The sequence below is a fragment of the Cyanobium sp. LEGE 06113 genome (genome assembly GCF_015207615.1).
This window is the reverse complement of sequence record NZ_JADEWM010000001.1, coordinates 645,711-668,423: the sequence shown is the minus strand read 5'-3', so window position 1 is coordinate 668,423 and position 22,713 is coordinate 645,711. Positions and strand designations below refer to the sequence as shown.

The window sequence follows — 22,713 nt, the reverse complement described above, 5'->3', positions numbered from 1 at the left end:
GGGCCGGCCGACGCCTGGAGTCTGGAGCCCCGCCCAGCCCCAGCCCCCCGCTGGCCCGCAGGCCCTTCGCTGCGACCGACCCCGTGCCAGCGTGGTTTCACGCCGCACCCGCCAGGGGCCCGAACCGATGCGCTGCCGCCTGCGCCCGTTCCGCCTCACCAAGGCCGTGCCCCTGGCGATCAGCCGTGGCAGCACCAGCGCGGTGGAGCATCTGCTGGTGGAGGTGAGCTACGAGGGCCTCACGGGCCTGGGGGAAACCGGCGGCTTCGACACCGGCCATCGCCACTACGACACCGCCGCCGTCGCCGCCGAACTGGAGGCCCTGGCCCCGCATCTGCAGGGGGCCTCACCCCTGGGGTCGCAGAGCCTGGAACCGCTGCTGGCGCAGCTCTCGCCCCCCGCCCGCTGTGGCCTCGATCTGGCCCTGCACGACTGGCGGGGCAAGCGCCTCGGCCAGCCCCTCTGGCGGCTCTGGGGCCTGGATCCAGGCGCCTGTGTCGCCACCAGCGTCACCCTGGGGCTGGGCACGCCCACGGCGGTGCTGGCGCGGCTCGAGCGCTGGTGGCAGCAGCTGCCCGCCAGCCGCATCAAGCTCAAGCTGGGCAGCCCGGAGGGCCTCGATCACGACCGCGCCCTGCTGCAGGCGGTGGCGGAGGCCCTGGAGCGCAAACGGCAGCAGGCTGGCGCGGCCTGTGAGCTGCAGGTGGATGCCAACGGGGGCTGGACCCTGGAGGACGCCCTGCGTCTGCTGCCCGAGCTCCAGGCCCATGGGGTGGTGCTGCTGGAGCAGCCGCTGGCGCCGCAGCTTGACCCGACGCGCGACACGGCCGGCTTCGCGGCCCTGCATCCCCACTGCCCCCTGCCCCTGGTGGCCGATGAGAGCTGCTGGAACCTCGAGGATCTGCTGCGGCTGGCCCCCCACACCGATGGGGTCAACATCAAGCTGCTCAAGAGCGGCGGGCTCACGGAGGCCCTGCTGATGGCCCAGACGGCGCGGCGTCTGGGGCTGGGGGTGATGCTGGGCTGCTACTCCGACGGCGCCCTGCTGAACGGCGCCGCGGCCCAGCTGCTGCCGCTGGTGCGCTGGCCCGATCTCGACAGCCACCTCAACCTGGTGGACGACCCCTTCACGGGCCTGGACTGCCAGGGCGATCAGCTGCTGCTGCCCGGTGGGCCGGGCCTGGGGATCGGTGTGGCGGAGGCCTGGCCCGGGCTGGTGCCCAGGGTGGCTGCGGGGCTGGCGCCGGAGGGGCTGCCGTGAGAGCCGAGCCGCCAGGGGGGGGCGCCCGCACCTTCCTGCAGCCCCAGGATCCGGTGGTGCTGCTGCTTCACGACGGCCTCGACAACCTCTCCGGCAAGACCGGCCTGGCGATGCTGCGCTACCGGCCCGGGCCGCTGCTGGCCGTGGTGGATCCGGCCCATGCCGGCCGCAGCCTGAAGGAGGTGACCGGCATCGATCGCGCCGTGCCGGTGCTGGAGAGCGTGGCGGCAGCCCTGCCCCTGGGGCCGGCGGTGGCGGTGGTGGGGCTGGCGCCCTCCGGGGGGCTGATGCCGCGGCGCTGCGGGCCGACCTGGCGACCGCCCTGGGGGCGGGCTGGTCGGTGGCCAGTGGCCTGCACAGCCGCATCGGCGACGACCCCGGCTTGGCGGCCCTGCTGGCGCCTGGGGCCTGGATCTGGGACCTGCGTCAGGAGCCCTCCGGGCTGGCGGTGGCGTCGGCGCGGGCGGCCGATCTGCCCTGCCGGCGCCTGCTGGCCGTGGGCAGCGACATGGCCGTGGGCAAGATGAGGCGCCAGCCTGGAGCTGCTGGACGGAAGCCCGGCGGCGCGGCCGCGCGGCGCGCTTCGTGGGCACCGGCCAGGCCGGCATCCTGATCGCCGGTGGCGGTGTGCCCCTGGACGCTGTGCGGGTGGACTATGCCGCCGGTGCCGTGGAGGCCGCCGTGCTCGAGGCGGGCGCTGGCCTCGGCCCGGACGGTCTGCTGCTGGTGGAGGGGCAGGGCTCTCTCTGCCACCCGGGCTCCACCGCCACCCTGCCGCTGCTGCGGGGCAGTCAGCCCACCGAGCTGCTGCTGGTGCACCGGGCCGGGCAGCGCCACATCAAGGGTCTGCCCCACCTGGTGATCCCGCCGCTGCAGGAGCTGATCGCCGTGGTGGAGGGCCTGGCGGCTCTGGGTCGTGCCGACGGCCTGCGGCCCAGGGTGCGGGCGGTGGCCCTCAACACCATGCAGCTGGCGGAGCAGGAGGCCGTTGCGGCCACCGCCCGCACGGCGGAGCAGCTGGGGCTTGCCTGCGCCGATCCCGTACGCCAGGGCGCCGGGATGCTTCTGGAGGCCCTGGATGGGTCAGCCGGGGCTGATCTCCTGGCCTCCTGACGGCCCCCTGAGCGGGGATGGAAGGGCGAGCGAGGGGATTCGAACCCCCGAATGGCGGCGCCACAAGCCGCTGCCTTAACCACTTGGCGACGCCCGCCATGGCCTGGGCCAATGTACCAAGTCGTGCGCTGGCGTCCGGGGCTGGCCCGGGGCTCCGGTCCTGCGCTGAACGCCTCCTCCTGGTGCCAGGCTGGCAGCACTTCCGGCCTCCTCCGCCCTGCCTGACCCGCGCAGCTCCGCCTGGTGTGCACCCCTGGTGGGAGGCGCCGTCCTGCTCGCTGGGGCCGGGGGGATGCTGGCCTGGACCAACCCCGGCCCTGCCGAGTTCGCCGACTTCGCCGCGGGCCGGTTGGTGGAGGAGATCTCCAGCCGGGTGTGTGAAAGCAGCACGCTCCCCTCGGTGCTGGGCCTGGCGGTGGCCGACTGCGCCGCCCTGGTGGCCTCCCAGCGCACCGCCTTGGGCGCGGTGGTGCAGCGACAGACCCGCCGCACCAATTTCGGGGTGCTGAGCGTGTATCACAGCCAGCTGGGTGGTCAGCAGGTGCTGCACTGGCGGGTGCCCCGCTTCGAGGCCACCGTTGTGGGTGTGGCAGGACGGTTCGTGATCGTGCAGGCGCGGGAGCCTGGTTCATGAGCGCCCATCCACCCGGCGCCACCCCCGCCAGCGCCCTCGGGAGCAGGGCGGGCCGTCTGGAGTTGCGCCTGCCCAGGGCCCTGCTGGAGGCGCGGCAGTCGGATCTCGCTCCGGTGGATGCCGAGGGCCTGGTGGCCGTGGAGCTCAGCTGGCAGGAGGGACGGATCACCGGTCTGCGCCCCCTGGGGCCGGAAGCCGCTGCCGAGTCGCTGCCCCTGGCCCTGCCCCCCCTGGTGGAGCCCCACGCCCATCTCGACAAGGCCTTTTCGGCCCCGCGCTTCCCCAACTGGGACGGCACCATGGCCGGCGCCCTGGCCCAGAACCAGAGGGAGTACGGCGAGCGCAGCGAGGCCCAGGTGCTGGAGCGGGCCGAGCGCGCCCTGCAGCTGGCCTGGCGCCAGGGGGTTCGGGCCCTGCGCAGCCATGTGGACAGCGTCGGTCCAGGGGCCGTGGCGAGCTGGGAGGCCCTGCTCGAGATCCGTCGCCGCTGGGCCGGCCGGGTGGAGCTGCAGCTGGTGGCCCTGACGCCCCTGCTGCACTGGCTCACCCCCCAGGGCGAGGAGCTGGCCCGCTGGGTGGCCGAGCGGGGTGGCCTGCTCGGCGGGGTGCTCAGCCCGCCCTACGGCGCCAGCCTCTCCGACCGCGAGGCCCTGGCGGCCCTGCTGGCCCTGGCCGAGCGCCATGGGGCGGCGGTGGATCTGCACGTGGACGAGGCCGACACCCAGCCCGCCCGGGGGGTGGAGCTGGTGGTGCGCCTGGCCCTGGAGCAGCGCTGCGAGGTGCCGATCGTCTGCAGCCATGCCGCCAGCCTGGCCCTGCTGTCGGATCGCCGCGCCGACCGGCTGGCGGAGCGGCTGGCCCAGGCCGGCATCGGCGTGGTGGCACTGCCGCTCACCAACCTCTGGCTGCTGGGCCGGCGCCCTGGCCGCACGCCGGACCGACGGGTGCAGGCCCCGATCGCCACGCTGCAGCGGGCCGGCGTGCGGGTGGCGATCGGGGCCGACAACGTGCAGGATCCCTGGTTCCCAGGCGGTGACTTCGATCCGATCGAGCTGCTGCGCCTGGCAGCCATCACCAGCCACGTGGTGCCCAGCCGCCGCCAGGGCCTGGCGCCCTTCAGCACCGCGGCCGCCGCTTTGCTGGGGCTGGAGTGGGATGGGGTGCTGCGGACCGGCGCCCCGGCCGACCTGGTGGTGCTGGCGGCGCGCAGCAGGGCGAGCTGCTGGCCCGCAGCCCCCAGCGCCGGGTGCTGCGGGCCGGGGTGTGGCTGGAGCCGCCACCGATGGAGCAGCCCTCCCCTCTGCTCCGCGCAGTGGGGCCAACGCCGCGCCAATGATGGTGAGCTCGGGGCCTGTGGGCTCCCCTGGGTTGCGCTGCGATGGCATCACCTCCCCCCGCTGCTGGATCGGCTCTCTGCCTGGAGGGGCTGCCGCCGAGGCCGGATCCGGCCGTGATCGCCCAGTTGGCAGAGGAGCTCGCTGGTGAGCTGGCCCCAGAGCAGGCCCCAGACCAGGCCGCTGCTGGTGCTGGCCTGGAGCTGGTGGGGGAGGGGCAGCCGGCGGAGCTCGAGCGCCTGTCGCGGGATTTTTTCGACTACTCCCCCCTGCTGGTGCCGGTGTTCCAGGCTCAGCGGGCCCAGCTCGCTGTAAGGGCCTCGACGGTGGGGCAGGTGCGGGCCGTGGCAGCCGGCTGCGCCCGGCTGGGGGTGCCTCTCACCGTGCGGGGGGCCGGCACCGGCAACTACGGCCAGTGCGTGCCCCTGGCCGGTGGCGTGGTGCTGGAGCTGATGGGGCTGAATCGCCTGCGCAGCCTGGATCCCCGCAGCGGCGTGATCGAGGTGGAGGCGGGCCTGGTGATGGCGACCCTCGAGCAGCAGCTGGCTCCCCACGGCCGGGCCCTGCGGCTGCAGCCCAGCACCGCCCGCAGCGCCAGCATCGGCGGCTTCGTGGCGGGGGGATCCGGCGGGATCGGCTCGCTGCGCTGGGGCTTCCTGCGGGATCCGGGCAACCTGCTGGGTCTGGAGGTGGTCACGGTGGAGCCTGAACCGCGGCTGCTGCGGCTGGATGCGACGGCCAGCCAGCCGCTCAACCATGCCTATGGCACCAACGGCATCCTCACGGCCCTGCGGCTGCCCACCACCGAGGCCGTGGCCTGGCAGCAGCTGGTGGTGGGCTTCGAGTCCTGGCAGCAGGCCGTGGCGGCGGCGTCCGCTCTGGCCGGCACCGCCCTGCTGCTCCAGGCCATCACCCTGCTGGAGGCACCAATTGCGGCCCGCTCCCCCTGGCCGGCGGGCTGCCCGGCCGCGCGCCCGGGGAACACCGCTTGCTGCTGCTGGCCGCGCCGAGAGCCTGGAGCTGCTGCCGGGCTGGCTGCAGGCCAGGGGCGGCTGCCTGCGCTGGCAGGCCCCCCAGGGGGAGAGCCGGGGCCTGCCGCTGCGCGAGCTCAGCTGGAACCACACCACCCTGCACTGGCGTGCCCAGCAGCAGGGCTGGACCTACCTGCAGATGCTGCTGCCCCAGCCGGAAGCCCCCTGCCTGGCGGCCCTCAGCGAGCGCTGGGGCGACGACCTGCTCTGGCATCTGGAGGCGGTGCGCCAGCAGGGACGGGCCCGCCTGGCGGCCCTGCCCCTGCTGCGCTGGCAGGGGGAAGCTCCCCTGGCGGCCCTGATGCAGCAGGCGCGCCAGCTGGGGGCGGTGATCTTCAACCCCCATGCGATCACGGTGGAGGACGGCGGCCTGGGCGCCATCGACGCCGACCAGGTGGCCGCCAAGGCGGCCTATGACCCGGGCGGCCTGCTCAACCCCGGCAAACTCAGGGGCTGGCTGGAGCGTCAGCGCCAGCAGCCCCAGCCCTAGCAGCCCAGGCTGAGCCGGGTGTCGGCGCCGGTCACGGGGTGAGTTCCCTCGGCGTCGCGGCAGAGCAGGCGCTGGTCGACCCGGTCGAGCAGGGCGCCGCTGAAGTCGGCATCGGTCACCGTGGCGCCGCTGAAATTGCTGCCGGCGGCGATCACGTCGCTGAGGTTGGCGCCACTGAAATCGGCGCCGCTGAAGTCCACCTTGTCCATGAGCACGCCACTGAGGTCGGCCCCGGCGAAGCTGGCCTCGGGGAAGGCGGCCTGGGTGAGGATGGCGCCATGCAGGTTGGCGCTGGAGAAGTCGGCCTGGCGGCCGGAGGCGCCCGCAAAGGAGGTGTTGGCCAGGTCCTGGCCGCTGAAGTCCTTACCGCTCTGGTTGGTGAGGGTGTAGTCCACACCGGAGAAGTCCGCTGCTGCTGGCCCTGCCCCGGCGGTGAGTACGCCGGCCAGCAGGCCCAGCATCAGGCCGAGCCCCAGGGCCATGCGCAGCAACGGCCGCCGCCGCCGCCATGGCTGCAGCAGCTGGTGGCCACGGCTCAGCAGCTGGCTCAGCAGCTGGTCCCCCAGCCCTGCCGGTGAAATGGTGCGGAGGCGGGGGGCCATGGCGAGCGGGGCGGTGGTCTTCACTCTGGGCCCACGGGGCGCTGCCGTCACCCTGGCGCTGCCGCGCTGGCGAGCAGGTGGCCCAGCAGGTAGAGGGATCCCGCCACCAGCACCGGCCCCCGGCCCTGCCGGGCGGCGGCCCGCAGCGCGGTGGGCAGGTCTGGGGCGCTGTGCAGCCGGGCGGCCTGGCCTGGGCCCAGACCGCCCAGCAGTGCGCTCTGGCGCCACGAGGCATGGCCGGGCACCGGCACGATCCAGGCCTGATCCCCCGGGCCGAGCAGGGCCTGGAGGATCTCGGCCCCCTGCTTGTTGGCCAGCATTCCCAGCACCCAGCGGCGGGCACCGGGGGGCAGGCCGTGGCGCCGGCCGTGCTGATCGAGCTCTGCTCTCAGTCGCTGGGCCGCCGGCGCGTTGTGGGCGCCGTCGATCAGCAGCGGCAGGCCCTGCCACTGGAGCCGCTGCAACCGCCCCGGCCAGCGGGCCGCGGCAAAGCCCTCCCGGATCGCCTGCTCGGGCAGATCCCAGCCCTGGCGCCCCAGGGCCTGCAGCATGCCCAGGGCCACGGCGGCATTGAGCTGCTGCACCTGCCCCGGCAGCCCCAGCGTCCAGGTGTTGTCATCCAGGGGGGTCACCCACCTCAGGCGCACGCCCAGCCGGGCCGCCTGCTGCCGCAGCACCGCTTCCACCGCCGGCATCTGGGGGCCGCTGACGGCTTCCACCCCCGCCCCCAGGGCGCCCGCCTTCTCCAGGGCGATGCTGGCCGCATCCGGGCCCAGCACCTCCAGGTGATCGAGGCCGATGCTGGCGAAGCCCACCACGCGCCGATCCGGATGGCAGCTCGTGGCATCGAGCCGGCCCCCCAGGCCCACCTCCAGCACCACCAGCTCCAGATCCGCCTCGGCGAAGGCCAGGAAGGCGGCGGCCGTCACCAGTTCGAAGGGGGTGAGCCGGTGGCGTTCGGCCACGGGCCGCGCCGCCTGCAGCTGGGCCCGCAGCTGCAGCTCCGAGATCGGTGCGCCGCCGAGCTGGATGCGCTCGGTCCAGCTGCTCAGGTGGGGCGAGGTGTAGAGGCCGGCGCGGATGCCGGCGGCGAGCAGGGCGGCATGCACGAGGGTGCAGATCGACCCCTTGCCATTGGTGCCCGCCACCTGAACCGCGGCGAAGCGGCGCTCTGGGTGGCCGAGCTCCGCCAGGGCAGCCTGCAGGCGCTCCAGGCCGAGCTCCACGCCCCGGTGGCTGAAGGGCTGGATCAGGTCGGCGAACGGATCGGAGCTGGGCAGGGTCCCGGCGGACCCGGCTCGAGGGATGACGTCAGGCAAGGCTGAGCAGGGCCCGCTCCAGCAGCGACACCGCCTGGTGCAGCTCCCGGGGGCGGATGGTGAGCGGGGGTACAAAGCGCACGACCGTCGGTCCGGCCGGCACCACCAGCAGCCCCTGGGCCAGGGCCGCCTTCACCAGCTCCGGAGCGCTGGGCCCGTTCCCGCTGAGCACCAGTCCCTGCAGGAGGCCCCAGCCGCGTACCCCGGTGAGCTGGTGTTGGTGGCGCTGCACCAGGGCGGAGAGTTCCTGGCACAGCAGCGCTTCCATCGCCTGCACGTGCTGGAGCAGCTGCCGCCGCTCGATTTCGGCCAGCACCGTGAGAGCGGCCCGGCAGGCGAAGGGATTGCCCCCGAAGGTGCTGGCGTGATCGCCCGGGCGGAAGTGATCCACGGCCCGTTTCACGGCCAGGGCACCGATGGGGATGCCGCCTCCCAGACCCTTGGCCAGGGTGATCGCATCGGGCTCCACCCCCAGGCGCTCGTAGCCCCAGAGGCGGCCGCTGCGGCCCACGCCGATCTGCACCTCATCGAAGATCAGCAGGATCTGATGGGCGTCGCAGAGCTGGCGCACCCTCTGGAAGAAGGCCCGCTCGCCAGGGTGCACGCCCCCTTCCCCCTGCAGGGGCTCCAGCAGCACGGCCGCCACCCGTGGTCCCTCGGCCTCGGAGGCCTCGAGCAGGGCTTCGAAGGCGGCGGTGTCGTTGTAGGGGAAGTAGCGGAAGCCCTGCACCATGGGGGTGAACCCCTGGTGGTATTTCGGCTGGCCCGTGGCCGTCACGGTGGCCAGGGTGCGGCCGTGAAAACTGGCTTCCGCCGTGAGGATCAGCGGCGGCCGCTCCACCGTGCCCACCAGGCCCCGGACCACCTGGGCGTGCTTGCGGGCCAGCTTGATGGCGGCCTCGTTGGCCTCGGCGCCGGAGTTGCAGAAGAAGACGCGATCGAAGCAGCTGCGGGCCGTGATCGTGGCAGCGAGCTGCTCCTGTTCCGGAATCCGGTAGAGGTTGGACACGTGCTGCAGCCTGCCCAGCTGGCGGGTCAGGGCACGCCGCAGACGGCCGTTGCTGTGGCCCAGGCTGCACACCGCGATGCCGGCGACGCAATCGAGATAGCGCCGGCCCTCGCTGTCCCACACCCACACGCCGCGGCCGCGGCAGAGGCTCACCGGCAGGCGGGCGTAGGTTTCCATCAACGGCGACCCGGGGTCGGTGGCCGTGGCGATAGGAGCGGTGGGACTTGAACCCACATGCCCGAAGGCGCTCGATTTTGAGTCGAGTCCGTCTACCAATTCCGGCACGCTCCCCTGGAGTGGAGCTTAGGCGGCGCTGCTCCCCTGGGTCAGGAGATCGCGCTCAGCCGGCGCCGGCCCGCCGCCGATCCGCTGGATGCAGGCGCCCACGGAGGCCAGCTTGTGCTCCAGGCCGGCGTAGCCGCGATCGAGGTACTCCAGGCCACGCACGCTGGTGACCCCCTCAGCCGCCAGGCCGGCCAGCACCATGGCGGCCGAAGCCCTGAGGTCGGTGCCCTGCACCGGGGCGCCGCTGAGCTGGGCCACCCCCTCGATAAAGGCGATGTTGCTCTGCAGGCGGATGGCGGCCCCCATGCGCTGCAGCTCAGCCACGTGCTGCATCCGATTCTCGAAGATGTTCTCGGTGACCACACTGGTGCCACGGGCCGTGGCCAGCAGGCTCATGAAGGGGGCCTGAAGATCGGTGGGGAAGGCGGGGAAGGGCTGGGTGCGCAGGTCCACGGCCTGGATGTCGCTGGCCTCAATGGTCATGCCGACGCCGTCGTGCTCGAGGCGACAGCCCGCCGCCTCCAGCTTGGTGAGCACAGCCCCCAGATGGTCGGTGATCACGGGGGTGACGCGCAGCCGCGAACGGGTGATCGCCGCAGCCAGAAGCAGGGTGCCGGCCTCGATGCGGTCAGGGATCACGGCGTAGTCGGCGCCATGCAGGCGCTCCACCCCCGTGATGGTGATCGTCTGGGTGCCGGCGCCGCGGATGCGGGCGCCCATGGCGATCAGCAGGCCGGCCAGGTCGGCCACCTCAGGCTCCTGGGCGGCATTGGCCATCACCGTTTCGCCCTCGGCGAGCACGGCGGCCATCATCAGGGTTTCGGTGGCGCCCACGCTGGGACAGTCGAAATAGATGCGGCCACCTCTGAGGCGCTGGCCGCGGCCGGGTACCACCGCCGTGACCACGCCATGCTCGATGGTGACCTGGGCTCCAAGCGCCTTGAGCCCCTTGACGTGCTCCTCCACTGGCCGGGTGCCGATCTTGCAGCCGCCAGGCAGGGGCACCTTGGCCATGCCCATCCGGGCCAGCAGGGGACCGATGCAGAAGAAGCTCGCCCGCAGGCTGTTCACCAGCTCATAGGGAGCCGTGGTGCTGTGGATGCCGGAGCCGTCCAGCACGAGGCTGTTCGCCTCGCGGCTGACCTGGCCGCCCAGGCTCTGCAGCATCTCGCCCATGCCCACGATGTCGGTGAGGGGAGGCACGTTGCGCAGCCTGATCTGATCGCGGGTGAGCAGGCAGGCGGCCATCAGCACCAGGGCCGAGTTCTTGGCGCCATCGACGCGCAGCTCACCCTCAAGACGCCGGCCACCGGTGATCTGGAGCTCCGGTTGGGCCTTGCTCAGGTCGGTCGCGAGGGATGGCAGGGATAGGGCTGTCATGAATTCCCGGACATCCCCGGCCTTTTTGTCTGGGGATTTTGACAACAAAAGGCCAGATCGTCTAGGTGGCCGCTGCGGGAACTGCACCACGCCCCCGGTAGTCAGGGGGGGAGACCCGCTACCGGCTGATTCAGGGCGATCCCTGGCGCCATCCGGCTTGCTGGCCCAGGGGGCTGCAGCGGCAGGCGCAACGGGGCGCTTGGGTGTGGCCAGGTGGATGTGCCCGTGCGCACACGGGGAGATGGGGTGTCCTGCGGGGCAAGGGCCCCGGGAGCGGCGCGTCGGGCCGATGCCGTATGGTTCCGAAGTCGCAGAGCGACGGCCACGCGGATGTGGCGGAATTGGTAGACGCGCTAGTTTCAGGTACTAGTGGCAGCAATGTCGTGGGAGTTCAAGTCTCCCCATCCGCATTTGAGATTCCATGATTCTTCTAAAAATCACCAATTCCTCCGAAGTGGTTGCTTCGAAGGTAGGCAAGTTTCTGGAGAGTCTCACGCCTGACGCCATGGATCAGACCACCGTTGAGGACATCGTGGTGGGCAAGCTCATTGAAAACTTGAGGGCCGAGGGCATCAAGGGTGAAGTGGCGGCGGTGAAGGGGATGGAGCTGGAGGAGGCCGAGATCGTGATGCAGGACGCCATGCGCGTGCGCCGCCACGAGCGCTTCTGAGGCCGGCCGCTTGCCCCCGGAGCTGATCAGCAGCCGCCGCAATCCCCTCGTGCGTCGCCTGCGCCAGCTGCACGCGGGCAAGGGCCGCCGGGAGCTGCAGTTGCTGCTGCTGGAGGGCACCCACCTGTTGCAGGAGGCGGTGCGCCTCGGTCTGCAGCCCGTCGACCTGCTGGCCACGCAGGCCTGGCTCGAGACGCACCGGAGCTGGCTCGACAGCCTGCCGCTGCCCCTGCAGCCCGTGCCGGTGACGCCGGAGGTGCTGGCGGCGGTGGCCACCACGGAGCACCCCGACGGCGTGGTGCTCAGCCTGTCCATGCCAGGGCTCGGCTGGGGGCCGCCCGTCCCGTCGCTGGTGCTGGCCCTGGATCGGCTTCAGGATCCAGGCAACCTCGGCACCTTGATGCGCACCGCCCTGGCCAGCGGCGTGGAGGCGCTGTGGCTGGTGGAGGGTGCCGACCCGTTCCAGCCCAAGGTGCTGCGGGCCTCGGCCGGCGCCGCCCTGGCCCTGCCACTGCAGCGCTGCAGCCACGCCAGTTGCTGGCGCGCCTGCAGGAGCTGGGCGCCGTCGCTGCTCACCATGGGAGCCAGCCCCCCCAGGTGGTGGCCGCCGTGCCCCCCGGTCCCGCCGCCCTGCCCTACTGGCAGCTCGACTGGCAACGCCCCACCGTGCTGCTGCTGGGCCAGGAGGGCTCGGGTCTGGCGCCTGAGCTGCTGGCCTGCGCCAGCCACTGCGCCACGATTCCCCATAGCCCGGCAGTGGAGTCGCTGAACGTGGCTGTGGCGGCGGCGCCGTTGCTGCTGGAACGCGCGCGCCAGCGCCTCACGGCCTGAGGCCCGAGCGGCAGACAGGCGACCGCTGGCGAGGGAGAATGCCGCCATCTGTGCACGGCCCCTGGTGAGCGACGCCCCTGACGACCGCAGCTTCGACTTCGACCTGATCGTGATCGGCGCCGGCTACGGCGGCTTCGATGCGGCCAAGCACGCCGCCGAGCATGGCCTCTCGGTGGCGATCGTGGAAGCGGCGGAGATGGGCGGCACCTGCGTGAACCGCGGCTGCGTGCCCAGCAAGGCCCTGCTCGCCGCCAGCGGCCGGGTGCGGGAACTGGCCGATGCCGAGCACTTGGCCGGCTTCGGCATCCACGCCGCGCCGGTGCGCTTTGAGCGCCAGAAGATCGCCGACCACGCCAACCAGCTGGTGGCCACGATCCGCACCAACCTCACCAAGACCCTGGAGCGCGCCGGCGCCACGATCCTGCGGGGCCAGGGCCGCCTCACCGGCAGCCAGCAGGTGACCGTGCGGGCCAGCGGTGGCGGCGTGGAGCGCACCTACAGCGCCCGCGACGTGATCCTGGCCACGGGGTCGGAGCCCTTCGTGCCCCCCGGCATCGAGACCGACGGCCGCACCGTGTTCACCAGCGACGAGGCGGTGAGCCTGGAGTGGCTGCCGCGCTGGCTGGCGATCGTGGGCAGCGGCTACATCGGCCTGGAGTTCGCCGACGTCTACACCGCCCTGGGCTGTGAGGTCACCATGATCGAGGCCCTGGATCGGGTGATGCCCACCTTCGATCCCGACATCGCCAAGATCGCCGCCCGCCATCTGATCGACGGCCGCGACATCGACGCCCGCGCCGGCCTGCTGGCCCGCAAGGTGACGCCGGGCTGCCCGGTGACGATCGAGCTGGCCGACATGCAGAGCCGCGAGCTGGTGGAAACCCTGGAGGTGGATGCGGTGCTGGTGGCCACCGGCCGGGTGCCCAGCAGCAAGCAGCTCAACCTGGCCTCCGTTGGGGTGGAGACCAACCGGGGCTTCATCCCCGTGGATGAGCGGATGCAGGTGCTGCTGAACGGCGAGCCCGTGCCCCACCTCTGGGCCGTGGGGGATGTGACCGGCAAGATGATGCTGGCCCACACCGCCGCCGCCCAGGGCAGCGTGGCGGTGGACAACATCCTGGGCCATGTCCGCCGTATCGATTACCGCTCGATTCCCGCGGCCACCTTCACCCATCCGGAGATCAGTTCGGTGGGGCTGAGTGAGGTTGAGGCCAAGGAGCTGGCGGCCGCTGAGGGCTTCGCGCTGGGCAGCGTGCGCAGCTACTTCAAGGCCAACTCCAAGGCCCTGGCGGAGCTGGAGAGCGACGGGCTGATGAAGCTGCTGTTCAACAAGAGCACCGGTGAGGTGCTGGGCGCCCACATCTACGGGCTGCACGCCGCCGACCTGATCCAGGAGATCGCCAACGCGGTGGCGCGTCGCCAGAGTGTGATCCAGCTCGTGAACGAAGTGCACACCCATCCCACCCTCAGTGAGGTGGTGGAGGTGGCCTACAAGCAGGCCGCCATGGCCGTGGCCTGAGGGCCGCTCCCTTCTGTCCCTTCCTCTCGTCCGCTGATCCATGCAGATTCGTCGCCGCCCCCCGAACCCCAAGGTGAAGGTGGCCTTCCTGGAGTACGGCGTGCCCCACGCCGAGGCGGCGCCGCGCCACATCCTCGAGGAGATCGTGTGGGAGAAGGACCGGGAGGTGGCCACGGCCCGCGATCGGGTGCCCCTGCAGAAACTGGCCCGCCAGGTGGCCGATCTGCCCCCCACCCGCGACTTCGAGGCCGCCCTGCGGGCCAGCTGCCGCAAGCCGGCCGTGATCGCCGAGATCAAGAAGGCCAGCCCCAGCAAGGGCGTGATCCGCGAGCACTTCGACCCCGAGGCCCTTGCCCGCGGCTACGCCGCCGGAGGGGCCAGCTGTCTGTCGGTGCTCACCGACAAAGCCTTCTTCCAGGGAGGCTTTGAGGTGCTGGTGCAGGTGCGCCAGGTGGTGGAGCTGCCCCTGCTCTGCAAGGACTTCATCCTCAGCCCCTACCAGCTCTACCAGGCCCGCGCCGCCGGCGCCGATGCCGCCCTGCTGATCGCCGCCATCCTCACGGATCAGGATCTGACCTACCTGCTCAAGGCGGCCCGCAGCCTCGGCCTGGCCACGCTGGTGGAGGTGCATGACAAGGCCGAGCTGGAGCGGGTGCTGGCCCTGGAGGGGGTGCGGCTGATCGGGATCAACAACCGGGATCTCGCCACCTTCCACACCGACCTGGCCACCACCGAGCAGCTGATGGCGCGCCACGGCGCGGCGCTGCGCGCCAAGGGCGCCCTGCTGGTGAGCGAATCGGGCCTGTTCAGCCGCGATGACCTCGATCGGGTGCAGAGCGCCGGGGCGGATGCGGTGCTGGTGGGCGAAGCGCTGATGCGCCAGGACGATGTGACCGCCGCGCTGGAGGCCCTGATCGGCGGCTGAAGGCGGCCTGTTCAGGTCTCTGCTGCACTGCACCCCCATGCCAAGGATCCTCAACAAGATTGCTCTGGAGGAACACTTCAGCGCCCCGGGCCTTGAGCCAACGATCAACGAGGTGGCCTTTTTTGATCCGGGTGTGCTTGCGGGTATTGAGGCGGCTTTGCCGGAGCTGGCCGAACAGCGCCTCCTCGCCATGGACAGGGCCGGCATCGCGATCGCCGTGCTGTCCCAGACGGCACCGGGTGTGCAGTCCATCAGGGATCAAGCCCTGGCGGTGGAGCTTGCCCAACGGGTGAATGATTTCCTGCACACACGCATGGCGCTGGCCCCGGCGCGGTTTCGTGGCTTCGCGTGTGTGGCTTTACAGGATGTGGATGCCGCCTGCAACGAGCTCAAACGTTGTATTCAGGAACTTGGATTTGTCGGCGTGCTTGTGAACGGTGCCACTAATGGCGTCTACTTGGACGAGCCCCATTTTGCTCCTTTCTGGCATGTCTTGGAACAGCTTGATGTACCGCTTTATCTCCACCCTGGCCTGGTGAGTGAGCGCGATGAGGCTTTCCGCGGCCATCCAGAGCTCGAAGGTGCCGTGTGGAGCTGGACCTGTGACACCGCCACCCACTTACTCCGTCTGGTGTTTGCTCAGCTGCTGGATCGCCACCCTCGGGCACGGCTGATCCTGGGTCACATGGGGGAAACCCTTCCCTACATGCTCTGGCGCTTGGACAGCAGGGCTGCTGTGACAACCGTCGGTCGCGCCTTGATCCGCCCCCCATCAGAGACCCTCAAGCGTCATCTCACAGTGACGACGTCTGGAGTCTGTGCGGATGCCCCCCTGCGTTGCGCCCTTGAAGCCATGGGCGACCACGCGGTGATGTTTTCCACCGATTATCCCTATGAAGACATTCAGTTGGCGGCTGACTGGATCGAGCAGGCTGCCATCACAGAAGACCAGCGGATCAGGGTGTGCTGTACCAATGCGCGGCGCGTCCTGCGCCTGGGATGAGAGGCCGGGGCTTGAACAGGTGTTGGCTGCTCGCCCATGAAAAAAGCCGCCGGAGGCGGGGCGAGGTGAAACAAGACAAGCTGGGATTGATCCCGGAGATCAGACCTTGCGGGAATAGAATTCCACGCTTGAGAGTCCTGGCTGGAGTGCCATTGTGGCAATGAGTCGTCGGGGGCCTTATGGGATTAAGACTTGATGGGAAGCCTTACGCCGAAATTGCAGATGGTCTTGCTGGGTTACACGCCAGACAGGTGAGAATGGGCAGGAGATACTTGCCTAATTTCATCATCATCGGTGCCGCCAAGTCGGCCACGACGACACTTGCAGCCGTGCTCTCAAGCCATGCCGATATTTTCATCAGCAGGCCAAAAGAGCCGAAGTTTTTTGGGCGCCATTACGGTAAGGGATGGCCATGGTATCGGAGCATCTTCAGGGCCGGATGTGGCTTTGCCTGGCGCGGTGAGGCGAGCACAATGTATGCCAGCCCGCTGAGGGAATTTCGGGATGCTCCTGGGCTGATGCATCGATACTTTCCAGGAATGAAAATCGTCTATGTCGTGCGTCATCCGCTTGATCGGCTCGTGTCTCAGTGGCGCCACGTCAAAGGACGATGCCCTGACTATGTGGCATTTGAGCGAATTCTTTCCGATCGTCGAGCCGCCCGCCTGTTGATCGGTTGTTCCAGTTACTACGAAAGAATCAACGCCTATCGAAAATATTTCCCGGATCAGCAGATCCATTGCTTGACGTTTGAGGATCTGATCGCTGATCCTGCTGCCGTGCTCGGGGAGCTGCTGGTTTTTCTGGGGCTTCCGCCTCAGACGCACAGCATTCTGGAAGCAGGAGAGTTGCCCAAGCTGAACAAGGTGGGACAAAAGGGCCGTGCCCATGTATCGGAGCCCGACTGGCCAGGCCCGATGCGTGCCTCTGTGATTCAACGGCTCCGTCCTGATGCGGAAGCCTTTCTCTCCTACATCGGCAAGCCAAAGGATTATTGGACTTGGTGATCAGGAGATACACCTGCACGTGCTCACGCAAAGGGCGAGCAAAGGGCTCTGGGAGCCATGGTCAGAGCTGCCCGATGAGCAGGCTGACCACAGCCCCCAGACCCCTTGCTGTGCCTCGGACTGAGCGTTCTACACCTTGCGGGAATAGAATTCCACCACCAGCAGCTCGTTGATTTCGAGGGCGACCCATTCGCGCTCGCAGCGGCTGATCACCTTGGCGGTGAACTTGCCCTTGTCCAGTTCCAGGTGGGGCGGGATGTTGGCCAGGCCCGGGAATTCCAGGTTGCCCTCCGCCAGCTTGCGGCTCTGCTTGCGCTCGCGCACGGCGACCACGTCGCCGGGCTTGCACTGGAAGCTGGCAATGTCCACGACGCGGCCGTTGACGGTCACGTGGCCATGGTTCACGAACTGGCGGGCGCCGGGCACGGTGGGCCCGAAGCCGAGGCGGAAACAGATGTTGTCGAGACGGCTCTCGAGCAGCTTGAGCAGGTTGGTGCCGCTGGAGCCTCCCTGGGCTCGCGCTTTCTTGACGTAGCGCACCAGCTGGCGCTCGGAGATGCCGTAGTTGAAGCGAAGCTTCTGCTTCTCTTCCAGGCGGATGGCGTATTCGGAGCGCTTGCGACGGGCTTGGCCGTGCTGACCGGGGGGATAAGACCGCTTGGCGGACTTACGGGTGAGACCGGGAAGGTCTCCCAAGCGCCGCGTGATCCTCAGACGAGGGCCGCGGTAACGAGACATGAAAACAAGGTGGTGGGACGGAACGGGACCCCAGGTGGGTCCCATGGCGGCCGCAGCTGGGGCATGCTGGATCAAGTCCGCTGCCCGCGCCTTGACGCGCCAACGATCGATCCTATCGGTTGGCCCCGTGGCCCTCGGACTGGCCCCATCCCCTGAGTTGCCCGGGCCTGCGGGCCCCTCCCGCTGGCTGGCCTGGCTGCTGCTGGGGCTGATCGGCCTCTACCGCCGCTTTCTCTCCCCCCTGCTGGGCCCCCGTTGCCGCTTCATTCCCAGCTGCAGTGCCTATGGCCTGGAGGCGATCAGCCGCCATGGACCCTGGCGCGGCGGCTGGCTCACCCTGCGGCGGCTGCTGCGCTGCCACCCGTTCACGCCCTGCGGCTGTGATCCGGTGCCCGACTGAACCGGACCGAGGGTTCCTCTCAACCCTGCTCTCCCCTTCCTGTTTCGTCCTTCCTGTCTCGCCCTGCGTCCCCCATGGCCGATCACCTGGTGCTCTACTCCCGCCCGGGCTGCTGCCTGTGTGAGGGGTTGGAGGAGAAGCTGCGCCGGCTGACGCCGCCGCCGCGCCTGGTGGTGGTGAATGTGGACGACGATCCTTCCCTGCAGGCCCGCTTCGGGCTGGAGGTGCCGGTGCTGGGCTGGCGTACGGTCACGGGCGAGCAGCTGCTGCCCCGGGTGCCGCCTCGCCTGGTGGACACGGCCCTGCTGGTTTGGTTGGGCAAGAACGGTTTTCCTGGGGGAAGCGTCTAGAACGGCGCCAGCCCACCCGTTGCCCCGCCATGCCCACCCTGCTTCACCCCCTGCTGAGCGAAGTGGGACTGCAGGTGCCTGAGGGCCTTCCCGACGCGACGGTGCGCTCGATCAGCTGTGACTCGCGCCGGGTGGGTCCCGCCACCCTGTTCATCGGTCTGCCCGGCACCCAGGTGGATGGCGGCCGCTACTGGCGTGCTGCCCTCGAAGCGGGAGCCTGCCTTGCAGTGGTGGGTCCCGGGGCGATTCTCGACGACCGCCCCGGCGACGGCGATCCGGTGCTGGTGGTGGAGGAACCCGTGGCCCGCTGGGCCGGAGCCCTGGCCGCCGCCTATTGGGCACAACCCAGCGCCCGCCTGGGCCTGATCGGGGTCACCGGCACCAACGGCAAGACCACCACCACCCATCTGATCGAGCATCTGGCGGGGGCGGCGGGTCTGCCGACCGCCCTGTTCGGCACCCTGGAGAACCGCTGGCCCGGCTACAGCGTCACGGCCCAGCACACCACCGCCTTCGCCGATCTGCTGCAGGCCCAGCTGGCCCGCGCGGTCGAGGCCGGCGCCCGGATCGCGGCCATGGAGGTGAGCTCCCACGCCCTCGATCAGCAGCGGGTGGCCGGCTGCCAGTTCGCCGGGGCGGTGTTCACCAATCTCACCCAGGACCACCTCGACTACCACGCCTCAATGGAGGCCTACTTCGCCGCCAAGGCGCTGCTGTTCACCTCCCCCCTGCTCAGGGCCAGTGCCAGCCCCACCGTGGTGGTGAACGGCGACGACCCCTGGGGTGCCCAACTGGCCCGCCAGCTGGGGCCGCGCTGCTGGCGCAGTTCCCTGCTCGACCCCGGCGCCGAGCTGTTCATCGATTCCCTCGAGATGGAGAGCAGCGGCGTGCGCGGCCGGCTGGTGACGCCCCTGGGGGAGGGCCGCTTCCAGTCGCCGCTGCTGGGCCGCTTCAACCTGATGAACCTGCTGCAGGCCGTGGGAGCCCTGGTGCAGCAGGGGATCCCCCTGGACCTGCTGCTGCCTGGACTGGCCGGTTTCCGCGGGGTGCCCGGACGCATGGAGCGGGTGAGCGCCGCCGGCAGCCAGCCCCAGCCGGTGGTGTTGGTGGACTATGCCCATACGCCCGATGGTCTGGACAATGCCCTGCAGGCCAGCCGGCCCTTCACCAGGGGGCAACTGATCTGCGTGTTCGGCTGCGGCGGTGACCGCGACCGCAGCAAACGCCCCCAGATGGGCGCCATCGCCGCTCGCCTGGCCGATCGCGTCGTGGTGACCTCCGACAATCCCCGCACGGAGGATCCCCAGGCCATCCTCGACGACGTGGTGGCCGGCATCCCCGCCGGCACCGACCTGGAGGTGGAAGGCGACCGGGCCGGCGCGATCGCCGCGGCGATCAGGGCAGCGCAGCCCGAGGATCTGGTGCTGATCGCTGGCAAGGGCCATGAGGATTACCAGATCCTGGGCACCACCAAGGTCCACTTCGACGACAGGGAAGAGGCCCAGAAGGCCCTTGGCTCGAGGCTGGCGGCGGAGCACCTTGCTGAGGCTTAGGTCGGGGTGCCTGTTACGGCATGGTGTTGATTGATCGTTGATTGATCACAGAGTGAGGGTAAATGGCCCATGGACCGGTAGGTTTTCAGAGTTGTAACTTTTGATGCAATGGCCCGAGCCATTCCACTGTCTAGAAAATGTCTCGCCGAGATGTTCGGCACGTTCTGGCTTGTCCTGGGCGGATGCGGCAGTGCCGTGCTGGCGGCCAACTTCCCCTATGACAACGCTGCAGCGAACCCACTGGGACTGGGCTTCCTGGGGGTGTCCCTGGCCTTCGGACTCACCTTGCTGACCATGGTCTACACCATTGGTCATATCTCGGGCTGTCACATCAACCCCGCGGTGAGCTTCGGCCTCTGGGCCGGCGGGCGCTTCAAGCAGGCTGAACTCCTCCCCTACATCGCGGCCCAAGTGGTCGGTGCCGTCATTGCCGGCGGCGTCATCAAGCTGGTGGCGAGCGGCCGCGCCGGCTTCGTGGTGGAGGGTGCCAACGCCCTTGCGACCAACGGTTTCGGCGCCAACTCCCCAGGTGGCTACAGCTTCTTCGCCGCCCTGGTGGTGGAAGTGGTGCTCACCTTCTTCTTCCTGCTCGTGATCCTCGGTGCCACCGACAAGCTGTCCCCCGCCGGCTTTGCCGGGGTGCCCATCGGCCTGGCACTCACCCTGATTCACCTCATCAGCATCCCGGTCACCAACACCTCGGTGAACCCGGCCCGCAGCACTGGCGTTGCCGTTTGGGTGGGCGGAGCGGCCGTTGGTCAGCTCTGGCTGTTCTGGGTGGCCCCGATCGTCGGTGCCCTGCTCGCCGGCTGGGTCTACAGCACCATGCTCAGCGACCCAGCTGCCGACTGATCACCGATCTCTCAGGGCGGCGACCAGCCTGTCGCTGTCCTGTTCAACGGTGCAGACGTGGGTGCAGGCCCGCAGGCAAGCCGGTTCTTCGAGGCTGCGGATCCAGAGGCTCTGCTCCCCCAGCCGTCGCACCACATCGCCAGGTTGTTCCCCTTCCAGCGTGAAGCTCACAATGCCGGCGGGAGGCGGTGTCTGCAGGGCGGTCTTCAGGTTTGGCAGGGCGGCCAGGGACTCCCAGAGGCGGCGAGCCTGCAGGCTGATCCGCTGCAGCCGCTGCTCCGGCGACCCCTCCGCCTCCAGCAGTTCCAGGGAGCGATCCAGGCCGGCGAACAGGGGGATGCAGGACGTGGCCACCTCAAAGCGGCGCCCGTCGGTGTGAAAGCCACTGGTGGCGCTGCCCTCATGGCTGAGGCTGCGCCAGCCGATCAGGGTGGGCTGGGCTTCCGCCAGCAGCCGCTCAGAGAGGGCCACCACGCCCAGGCCCTCCGGCCCACAGCACCACTTGTGACCTGTGCAGGCGTAGATGTCGGACGCATGGGCTGCCTCGGCCACGGGGATGCTGCCCAGTGACTGGGCAGCATCCACCAGGAGCCAGGGTCGCTGCGGGTGCTGGTCCAGCCGGCTGGCCACAGCGGCGATCGGCATCACCTGCCCGGTGTTCCAGAGCAGGTGGGAGAGCACCACCAGGCGGGTGCGGGGGCCGAGGGCGTTCTCCAGCCGCTGCAGCACTGCGGCGTCGGTGGCCGCCGGGTCCTGCCGCAGGTCAGCAACCTTGAAGCGCTCAATCGTGAGTTGCTGGCGTCGGGCCAGCTCCTGGCAGGCCGCCACCACGCCGGGGTGCTCGCAATCGCTCAGCAGCAGCACGTCTCCCGGCTGCCAGGGCAGGCCCCAGAGGGGCAGCACGCAGCCGCTGGTCACGTTCTCGGTGAAGGCCAGGCGCTGAGGCGGTACCCCGAGCCAGCGGCCCAGGCGCCTGCGCAGTCCGGCCACCGTTGACTCCACAAAGGGCCACACATCCCCAGTGAATGGGCCCAGCTCCTGCAACTGGCCCCAGGCCGCAACCATGGCCTCAAGACTCGTGGTCGGCAGGGGCCCCTGGCCGCCGTAGTTGAAGTAGGTCTTGTTGGCCAGGGCAGGCAGCTGGTCGCGAAAGCCGCTGGTCATTCAGGCCTGGGTGCCGAAGGTCACCTGGCAGGCCGCATTGATCAGCTGGGCTTCCGCTGGGGTGGTGGGCACCTCGCCGTTCAGCAGCCCCTCTTCGCAGTCGGCCTCCATCTCATAGGTGCCTGAACCGTTGTAGACGGCAAACGTGACTCCCGTGTCTTCCACAGGTTCAACGCTGCCGTAGTAGAGCTGCCAATTGGTATCGGGCACCAGCACGGTGGGCTGACGGCGCTCGATGGCCCGATCAATGGAGTCGTTGATGATCGCTGCGGTGGTGAGGGTGGTCACGCCCCACACCACGGACTGCCCGAGCCACCAGCCCCACGGTGGTGAACTGGACCAACCGCCGTACCAGCCACCGCCCCAGGGACGGGAGTTGTACCAGCCGCGTTGCCCGGCCCAGCCGCCGCGTCCGTAGTAGTTGTTGACCACCACCGGACGGCGCCATTGGTTCCGCTTGCTGCGGTTGTAACTGCGCCAGCGGTTGCTGTCCCAGCCTCTGTAGCGGTTTTCGGCCTTGCGGTAGCCGCGGTCATAGCCCCGGTCGTAGCCGCGCTTGCGTCCCTTGTCGACCCCCTCGCGATAGCCGGTCTTGACGCCTTTGTTGTAGCCACGGTCTTTGCCTTCGCGCAGACCCTGGCGATAGATACGATCGCGTTCAGCCTTGGTGAGGCTGCGATCGGATCTTGGTGTTCTGTCTTTTTTGTTGTTGCCGTTGTTGTTGTTTTTGGCGTTCCGATCACTGGCTCGATCGTTTTTCTGCCTCCGTTCGGCTCGCTCTTTCCGTTCGGCTCGCTCCTTGCGATCGTTCTTCTGGTTGTTGCTGGTCTTTCGATTGCCGTTGTTTTTCTGATTCCTGTCGCTTGTCTTGCGGTTGTTATTCTGGCGCTTCTCAGATTTCTGATCGCGGTTCTTCTTCTTTTTCTTATCCCGGTCTTTATCCTTGTTTTTCTCCTTGGCGATCAGCACTGGGCCGCTGTCGCCGCCGTCCACCATGGCAGGGATGGCCCGTTGGACTGAGGGTTGCTGCTGGGACTGCCGCAGAGCAGCCACGGAGGGTAGGGCGGTGGCGCCCGCCATCAGCAAAGCCATGCTGATGGCGGGCAGACTCAGACCAGCCTTGTGTTTTGAGTGGAGTGTCATGCCAAGGTCAAATTGGCGATGAAGGCACTATGGACAGCCTGGTGGGGGCTTGACAACCTTGGCTTTCCAGTTCTCAAGGTGGTGCTGATTGTGTTCTGAA

22 protein-coding genes, 3 tRNA genes and 3 pseudogenes are annotated in these 22,713 nt (G+C 69.5%); 18 read left to right on the top strand and 10 right to left on the bottom strand.

Annotated elements, in window-relative coordinates; translation table 11 throughout:
* The first annotated feature begins 127 nt into the window (after nt 1-127).
* The 3 genes and pseudogenes from IQ220_RS03415 (at nt 128) to IQ220_RS16370 (ending at nt 2,374) form a co-directional block, all read left to right on the top strand.
* On the top strand, nt 128-1,261 hold the full coding sequence (locus IQ220_RS03415) for a dipeptide epimerase (RefSeq protein WP_193913126.1): 1,134 nt from the start codon (nt 128-130) through the stop codon (nt 1,259-1,261).
* A gap of 110 nt (nt 1,262-1,371) precedes the next feature.
* Nucleotides 1,372-1,874, top strand: a pseudogene (locus IQ220_RS16375) (DUF1611 domain-containing protein).
* Complete coding sequence (locus IQ220_RS16370) at nt 1,847-2,374, top strand: DUF1611 domain-containing protein (RefSeq protein WP_370566289.1); 528 nt, start codon at nt 1,847-1,849, stop codon at nt 2,372-2,374. The pseudogene IQ220_RS16375 and the gene IQ220_RS16370 overlap by 28 nt, the downstream one beginning before the upstream one ends.
* Before the next feature lie 24 nt (nt 2,375-2,398).
* Here the strand turns inward: IQ220_RS16370 and IQ220_RS03405 are convergent.
* A tRNA-His gene (locus IQ220_RS03405) sits at nt 2,399-2,471 on the bottom strand.
* A gap of 159 nt (nt 2,472-2,630) precedes the next feature.
* Between IQ220_RS03405 and IQ220_RS03400 the strand changes: the two genes are divergently transcribed.
* The 3 genes and pseudogenes from IQ220_RS03400 to IQ220_RS16365 form a co-directional block, all read left to right on the top strand.
* Entirely contained in the window at nt 2,631-3,008 is a 378-nt protein-coding gene (locus IQ220_RS03400) for a DUF4359 domain-containing protein (RefSeq protein ID WP_193912812.1), read from the top strand.
* Nucleotides 3,005-4,462: an amidohydrolase family protein gene (locus tag IQ220_RS03395; RefSeq protein ID WP_370566290.1), complete on the top strand. Its 1,458-nt coding sequence runs from the start codon at nt 3,005-3,007 to the stop codon at nt 4,460-4,462. Before IQ220_RS03400 ends, IQ220_RS03395 begins: the two co-directional genes overlap by 4 nt.
* Nucleotides 4,387-4,980: pseudogene (locus IQ220_RS16365) on the top strand (FAD-binding oxidoreductase); the annotation flags it as partial. The gene IQ220_RS03395 and the pseudogene IQ220_RS16365, both read left to right, overlap by 76 nt.
* Before the next feature lie 122 nt (nt 4,981-5,102).
* Here the strand turns inward: IQ220_RS16365 and IQ220_RS16360 are convergent.
* Nucleotides 5,103-5,252, bottom strand: a complete 150-nt coding sequence (locus tag IQ220_RS16360) for a hypothetical protein (RefSeq protein WP_370566317.1) — start codon at nt 5,250-5,252, stop codon at nt 5,103-5,105.
* Nucleotides 5,253-5,272: 20 nt separating this feature from the next.
* Here IQ220_RS16360 and IQ220_RS16355 point away from each other — a divergent pair, with 20 nt between their 5' ends.
* Nucleotides 5,273-5,863: a hypothetical protein gene (locus IQ220_RS16355; protein WP_370566318.1), complete on the top strand. Its 591-nt coding sequence runs from the start codon at nt 5,273-5,275 to the stop codon at nt 5,861-5,863.
* On the opposite strand, the gene IQ220_RS03385 is transcribed toward IQ220_RS16355, so the two are convergent.
* The 5 genes from IQ220_RS03385 to murA form a co-directional block, all read right to left on the bottom strand.
* Nucleotides 5,860-6,345 (bottom strand): pentapeptide repeat-containing protein, encoded by a 486-nt coding sequence (locus IQ220_RS03385; protein WP_193913128.1) that lies wholly within the window; start codon nt 6,343-6,345, stop codon nt 5,860-5,862. The genes IQ220_RS16355 and IQ220_RS03385 overlap by 4 nt on opposite strands.
* A gap of 167 nt (nt 6,346-6,512) precedes the next feature.
* Nucleotides 6,513-7,784 (bottom strand): folylpolyglutamate synthase/dihydrofolate synthase family protein, encoded by a 1,272-nt coding sequence (locus tag IQ220_RS03380; protein WP_225875643.1) that lies wholly within the window; start codon nt 7,782-7,784, stop codon nt 6,513-6,515.
* Nucleotides 7,777-8,970: an aspartate aminotransferase family protein gene (locus IQ220_RS03375; protein WP_193913130.1), complete on the bottom strand. Its 1,194-nt coding sequence runs from the start codon at nt 8,968-8,970 to the stop codon at nt 7,777-7,779. Before IQ220_RS03375 ends, IQ220_RS03380 begins: the two co-directional genes overlap by 8 nt.
* A 32-nt stretch (nt 8,971-9,002) precedes the next feature.
* Nucleotides 9,003-9,084: transfer RNA gene (locus IQ220_RS03370), tRNA-Leu, on the bottom strand.
* 12 nt (nt 9,085-9,096) lie between these two features.
* Entirely contained in the window at nt 9,097-10,458 is a 1,362-nt protein-coding gene (gene murA / locus IQ220_RS03365; RefSeq protein ID WP_193912814.1) for a UDP-N-acetylglucosamine 1-carboxyvinyltransferase, read from the bottom strand.
* A 326-nt stretch (nt 10,459-10,784) separates the two neighbouring features.
* On the opposite strand from murA, the gene IQ220_RS03360 reads away from it, so the two are divergent.
* From IQ220_RS03360 to IQ220_RS03330, 7 genes and pseudogenes are all read left to right on the top strand, one after another.
* Nucleotides 10,785-10,868, top strand: a tRNA-Leu gene (locus IQ220_RS03360).
* Nucleotides 10,869-10,879: 11 nt separating this feature from the next.
* Nucleotides 10,880-11,128, top strand: a complete 249-nt coding sequence (locus tag IQ220_RS03355) for a hypothetical protein (RefSeq protein ID WP_186697079.1) — start codon at nt 10,880-10,882, stop codon at nt 11,126-11,128.
* 22 nt (nt 11,129-11,150) lie between these two features.
* Nucleotides 11,151-11,959, top strand: a pseudogene (locus tag IQ220_RS03350) (TrmH family RNA methyltransferase).
* Between the two features lie 64 nt (nt 11,960-12,023).
* Nucleotides 12,024-13,478: a dihydrolipoyl dehydrogenase gene (lpdA, locus tag IQ220_RS03345; protein WP_193912816.1), complete on the top strand. Its 1,455-nt coding sequence runs from the start codon at nt 12,024-12,026 to the stop codon at nt 13,476-13,478.
* A 40-nt stretch (nt 13,479-13,518) separates the two neighbouring features.
* Nucleotides 13,519-14,403 carry an indole-3-glycerol phosphate synthase TrpC gene (gene trpC / locus IQ220_RS03340; RefSeq protein ID WP_193912818.1) on the top strand — a complete coding sequence of 295 codons (885 nt, stop codon included), beginning with the start codon at nt 13,519-13,521 and terminating at the stop codon, nt 14,401-14,403.
* A gap of 37 nt (nt 14,404-14,440) precedes the next feature.
* Nucleotides 14,441-15,406 carry an amidohydrolase family protein gene (locus IQ220_RS03335; protein ID WP_193912820.1) on the top strand — a complete coding sequence of 322 codons (966 nt, stop codon included), beginning with the start codon at nt 14,441-14,443 and terminating at the stop codon, nt 15,404-15,406.
* Between the two features lie 272 nt (nt 15,407-15,678).
* Complete coding sequence (locus IQ220_RS03330) at nt 15,679-16,413, top strand: sulfotransferase (RefSeq protein ID WP_228008786.1); 735 nt, start codon at nt 15,679-15,681, stop codon at nt 16,411-16,413.
* A gap of 129 nt (nt 16,414-16,542) precedes the next feature.
* Here IQ220_RS03330 and rpsD read toward each other — a convergent pair whose 3' ends face one another.
* Nucleotides 16,543-17,151, bottom strand: coding sequence for a 30S ribosomal protein S4 (gene rpsD, locus IQ220_RS03325; protein WP_186697074.1), 609 nt, complete (start codon nt 17,149-17,151; stop codon nt 16,543-16,545).
* A 139-nt stretch (nt 17,152-17,290) separates the two neighbouring features.
* Here rpsD and yidD point away from each other — a divergent pair, with 139 nt between their 5' ends.
* The 4 genes from yidD (at nt 17,291) to aqpZ (ending at nt 20,306) form a co-directional block, all read left to right on the top strand.
* Nucleotides 17,291-17,551, top strand: a complete 261-nt coding sequence (gene yidD, locus IQ220_RS03320; protein WP_193913132.1) for a membrane protein insertion efficiency factor YidD — start codon at nt 17,291-17,293, stop codon at nt 17,549-17,551.
* Nucleotides 17,552-17,625: 74 nt separating this feature from the next.
* A complete protein-coding gene (locus IQ220_RS03315; protein ID WP_193912824.1) occupies nt 17,626-17,901 on the top strand; it encodes a glutaredoxin family protein in 276 nt (91 codons plus the stop codon).
* Nucleotides 17,902-17,930: 29 nt separating this feature from the next.
* Nucleotides 17,931-19,454, top strand: a complete 1,524-nt coding sequence (locus IQ220_RS03310; RefSeq protein ID WP_193912826.1) for a UDP-N-acetylmuramoyl-L-alanyl-D-glutamate--2,6-diaminopimelate ligase — start codon at nt 17,931-17,933, stop codon at nt 19,452-19,454.
* 108 nt (nt 19,455-19,562) lie between these two features.
* Complete coding sequence (gene aqpZ, locus IQ220_RS03305) at nt 19,563-20,306, top strand: aquaporin Z (RefSeq protein ID WP_193912828.1); 744 nt, start codon at nt 19,563-19,565, stop codon at nt 20,304-20,306.
* Here the strand turns inward: aqpZ and IQ220_RS03300 are convergent, their stop codons facing one another.
* Complete coding sequence (locus IQ220_RS03300; protein WP_193912830.1) at nt 20,307-21,470, bottom strand: aminotransferase class V-fold PLP-dependent enzyme; 1,164 nt, start codon at nt 21,468-21,470, stop codon at nt 20,307-20,309.
* Nucleotides 21,471-22,466, bottom strand: coding sequence for a hypothetical protein (locus IQ220_RS03295; protein WP_228008787.1), 996 nt, complete (start codon nt 22,464-22,466; stop codon nt 21,471-21,473).
* Nucleotides 22,467-22,713 lie beyond the last annotated feature (247 nt).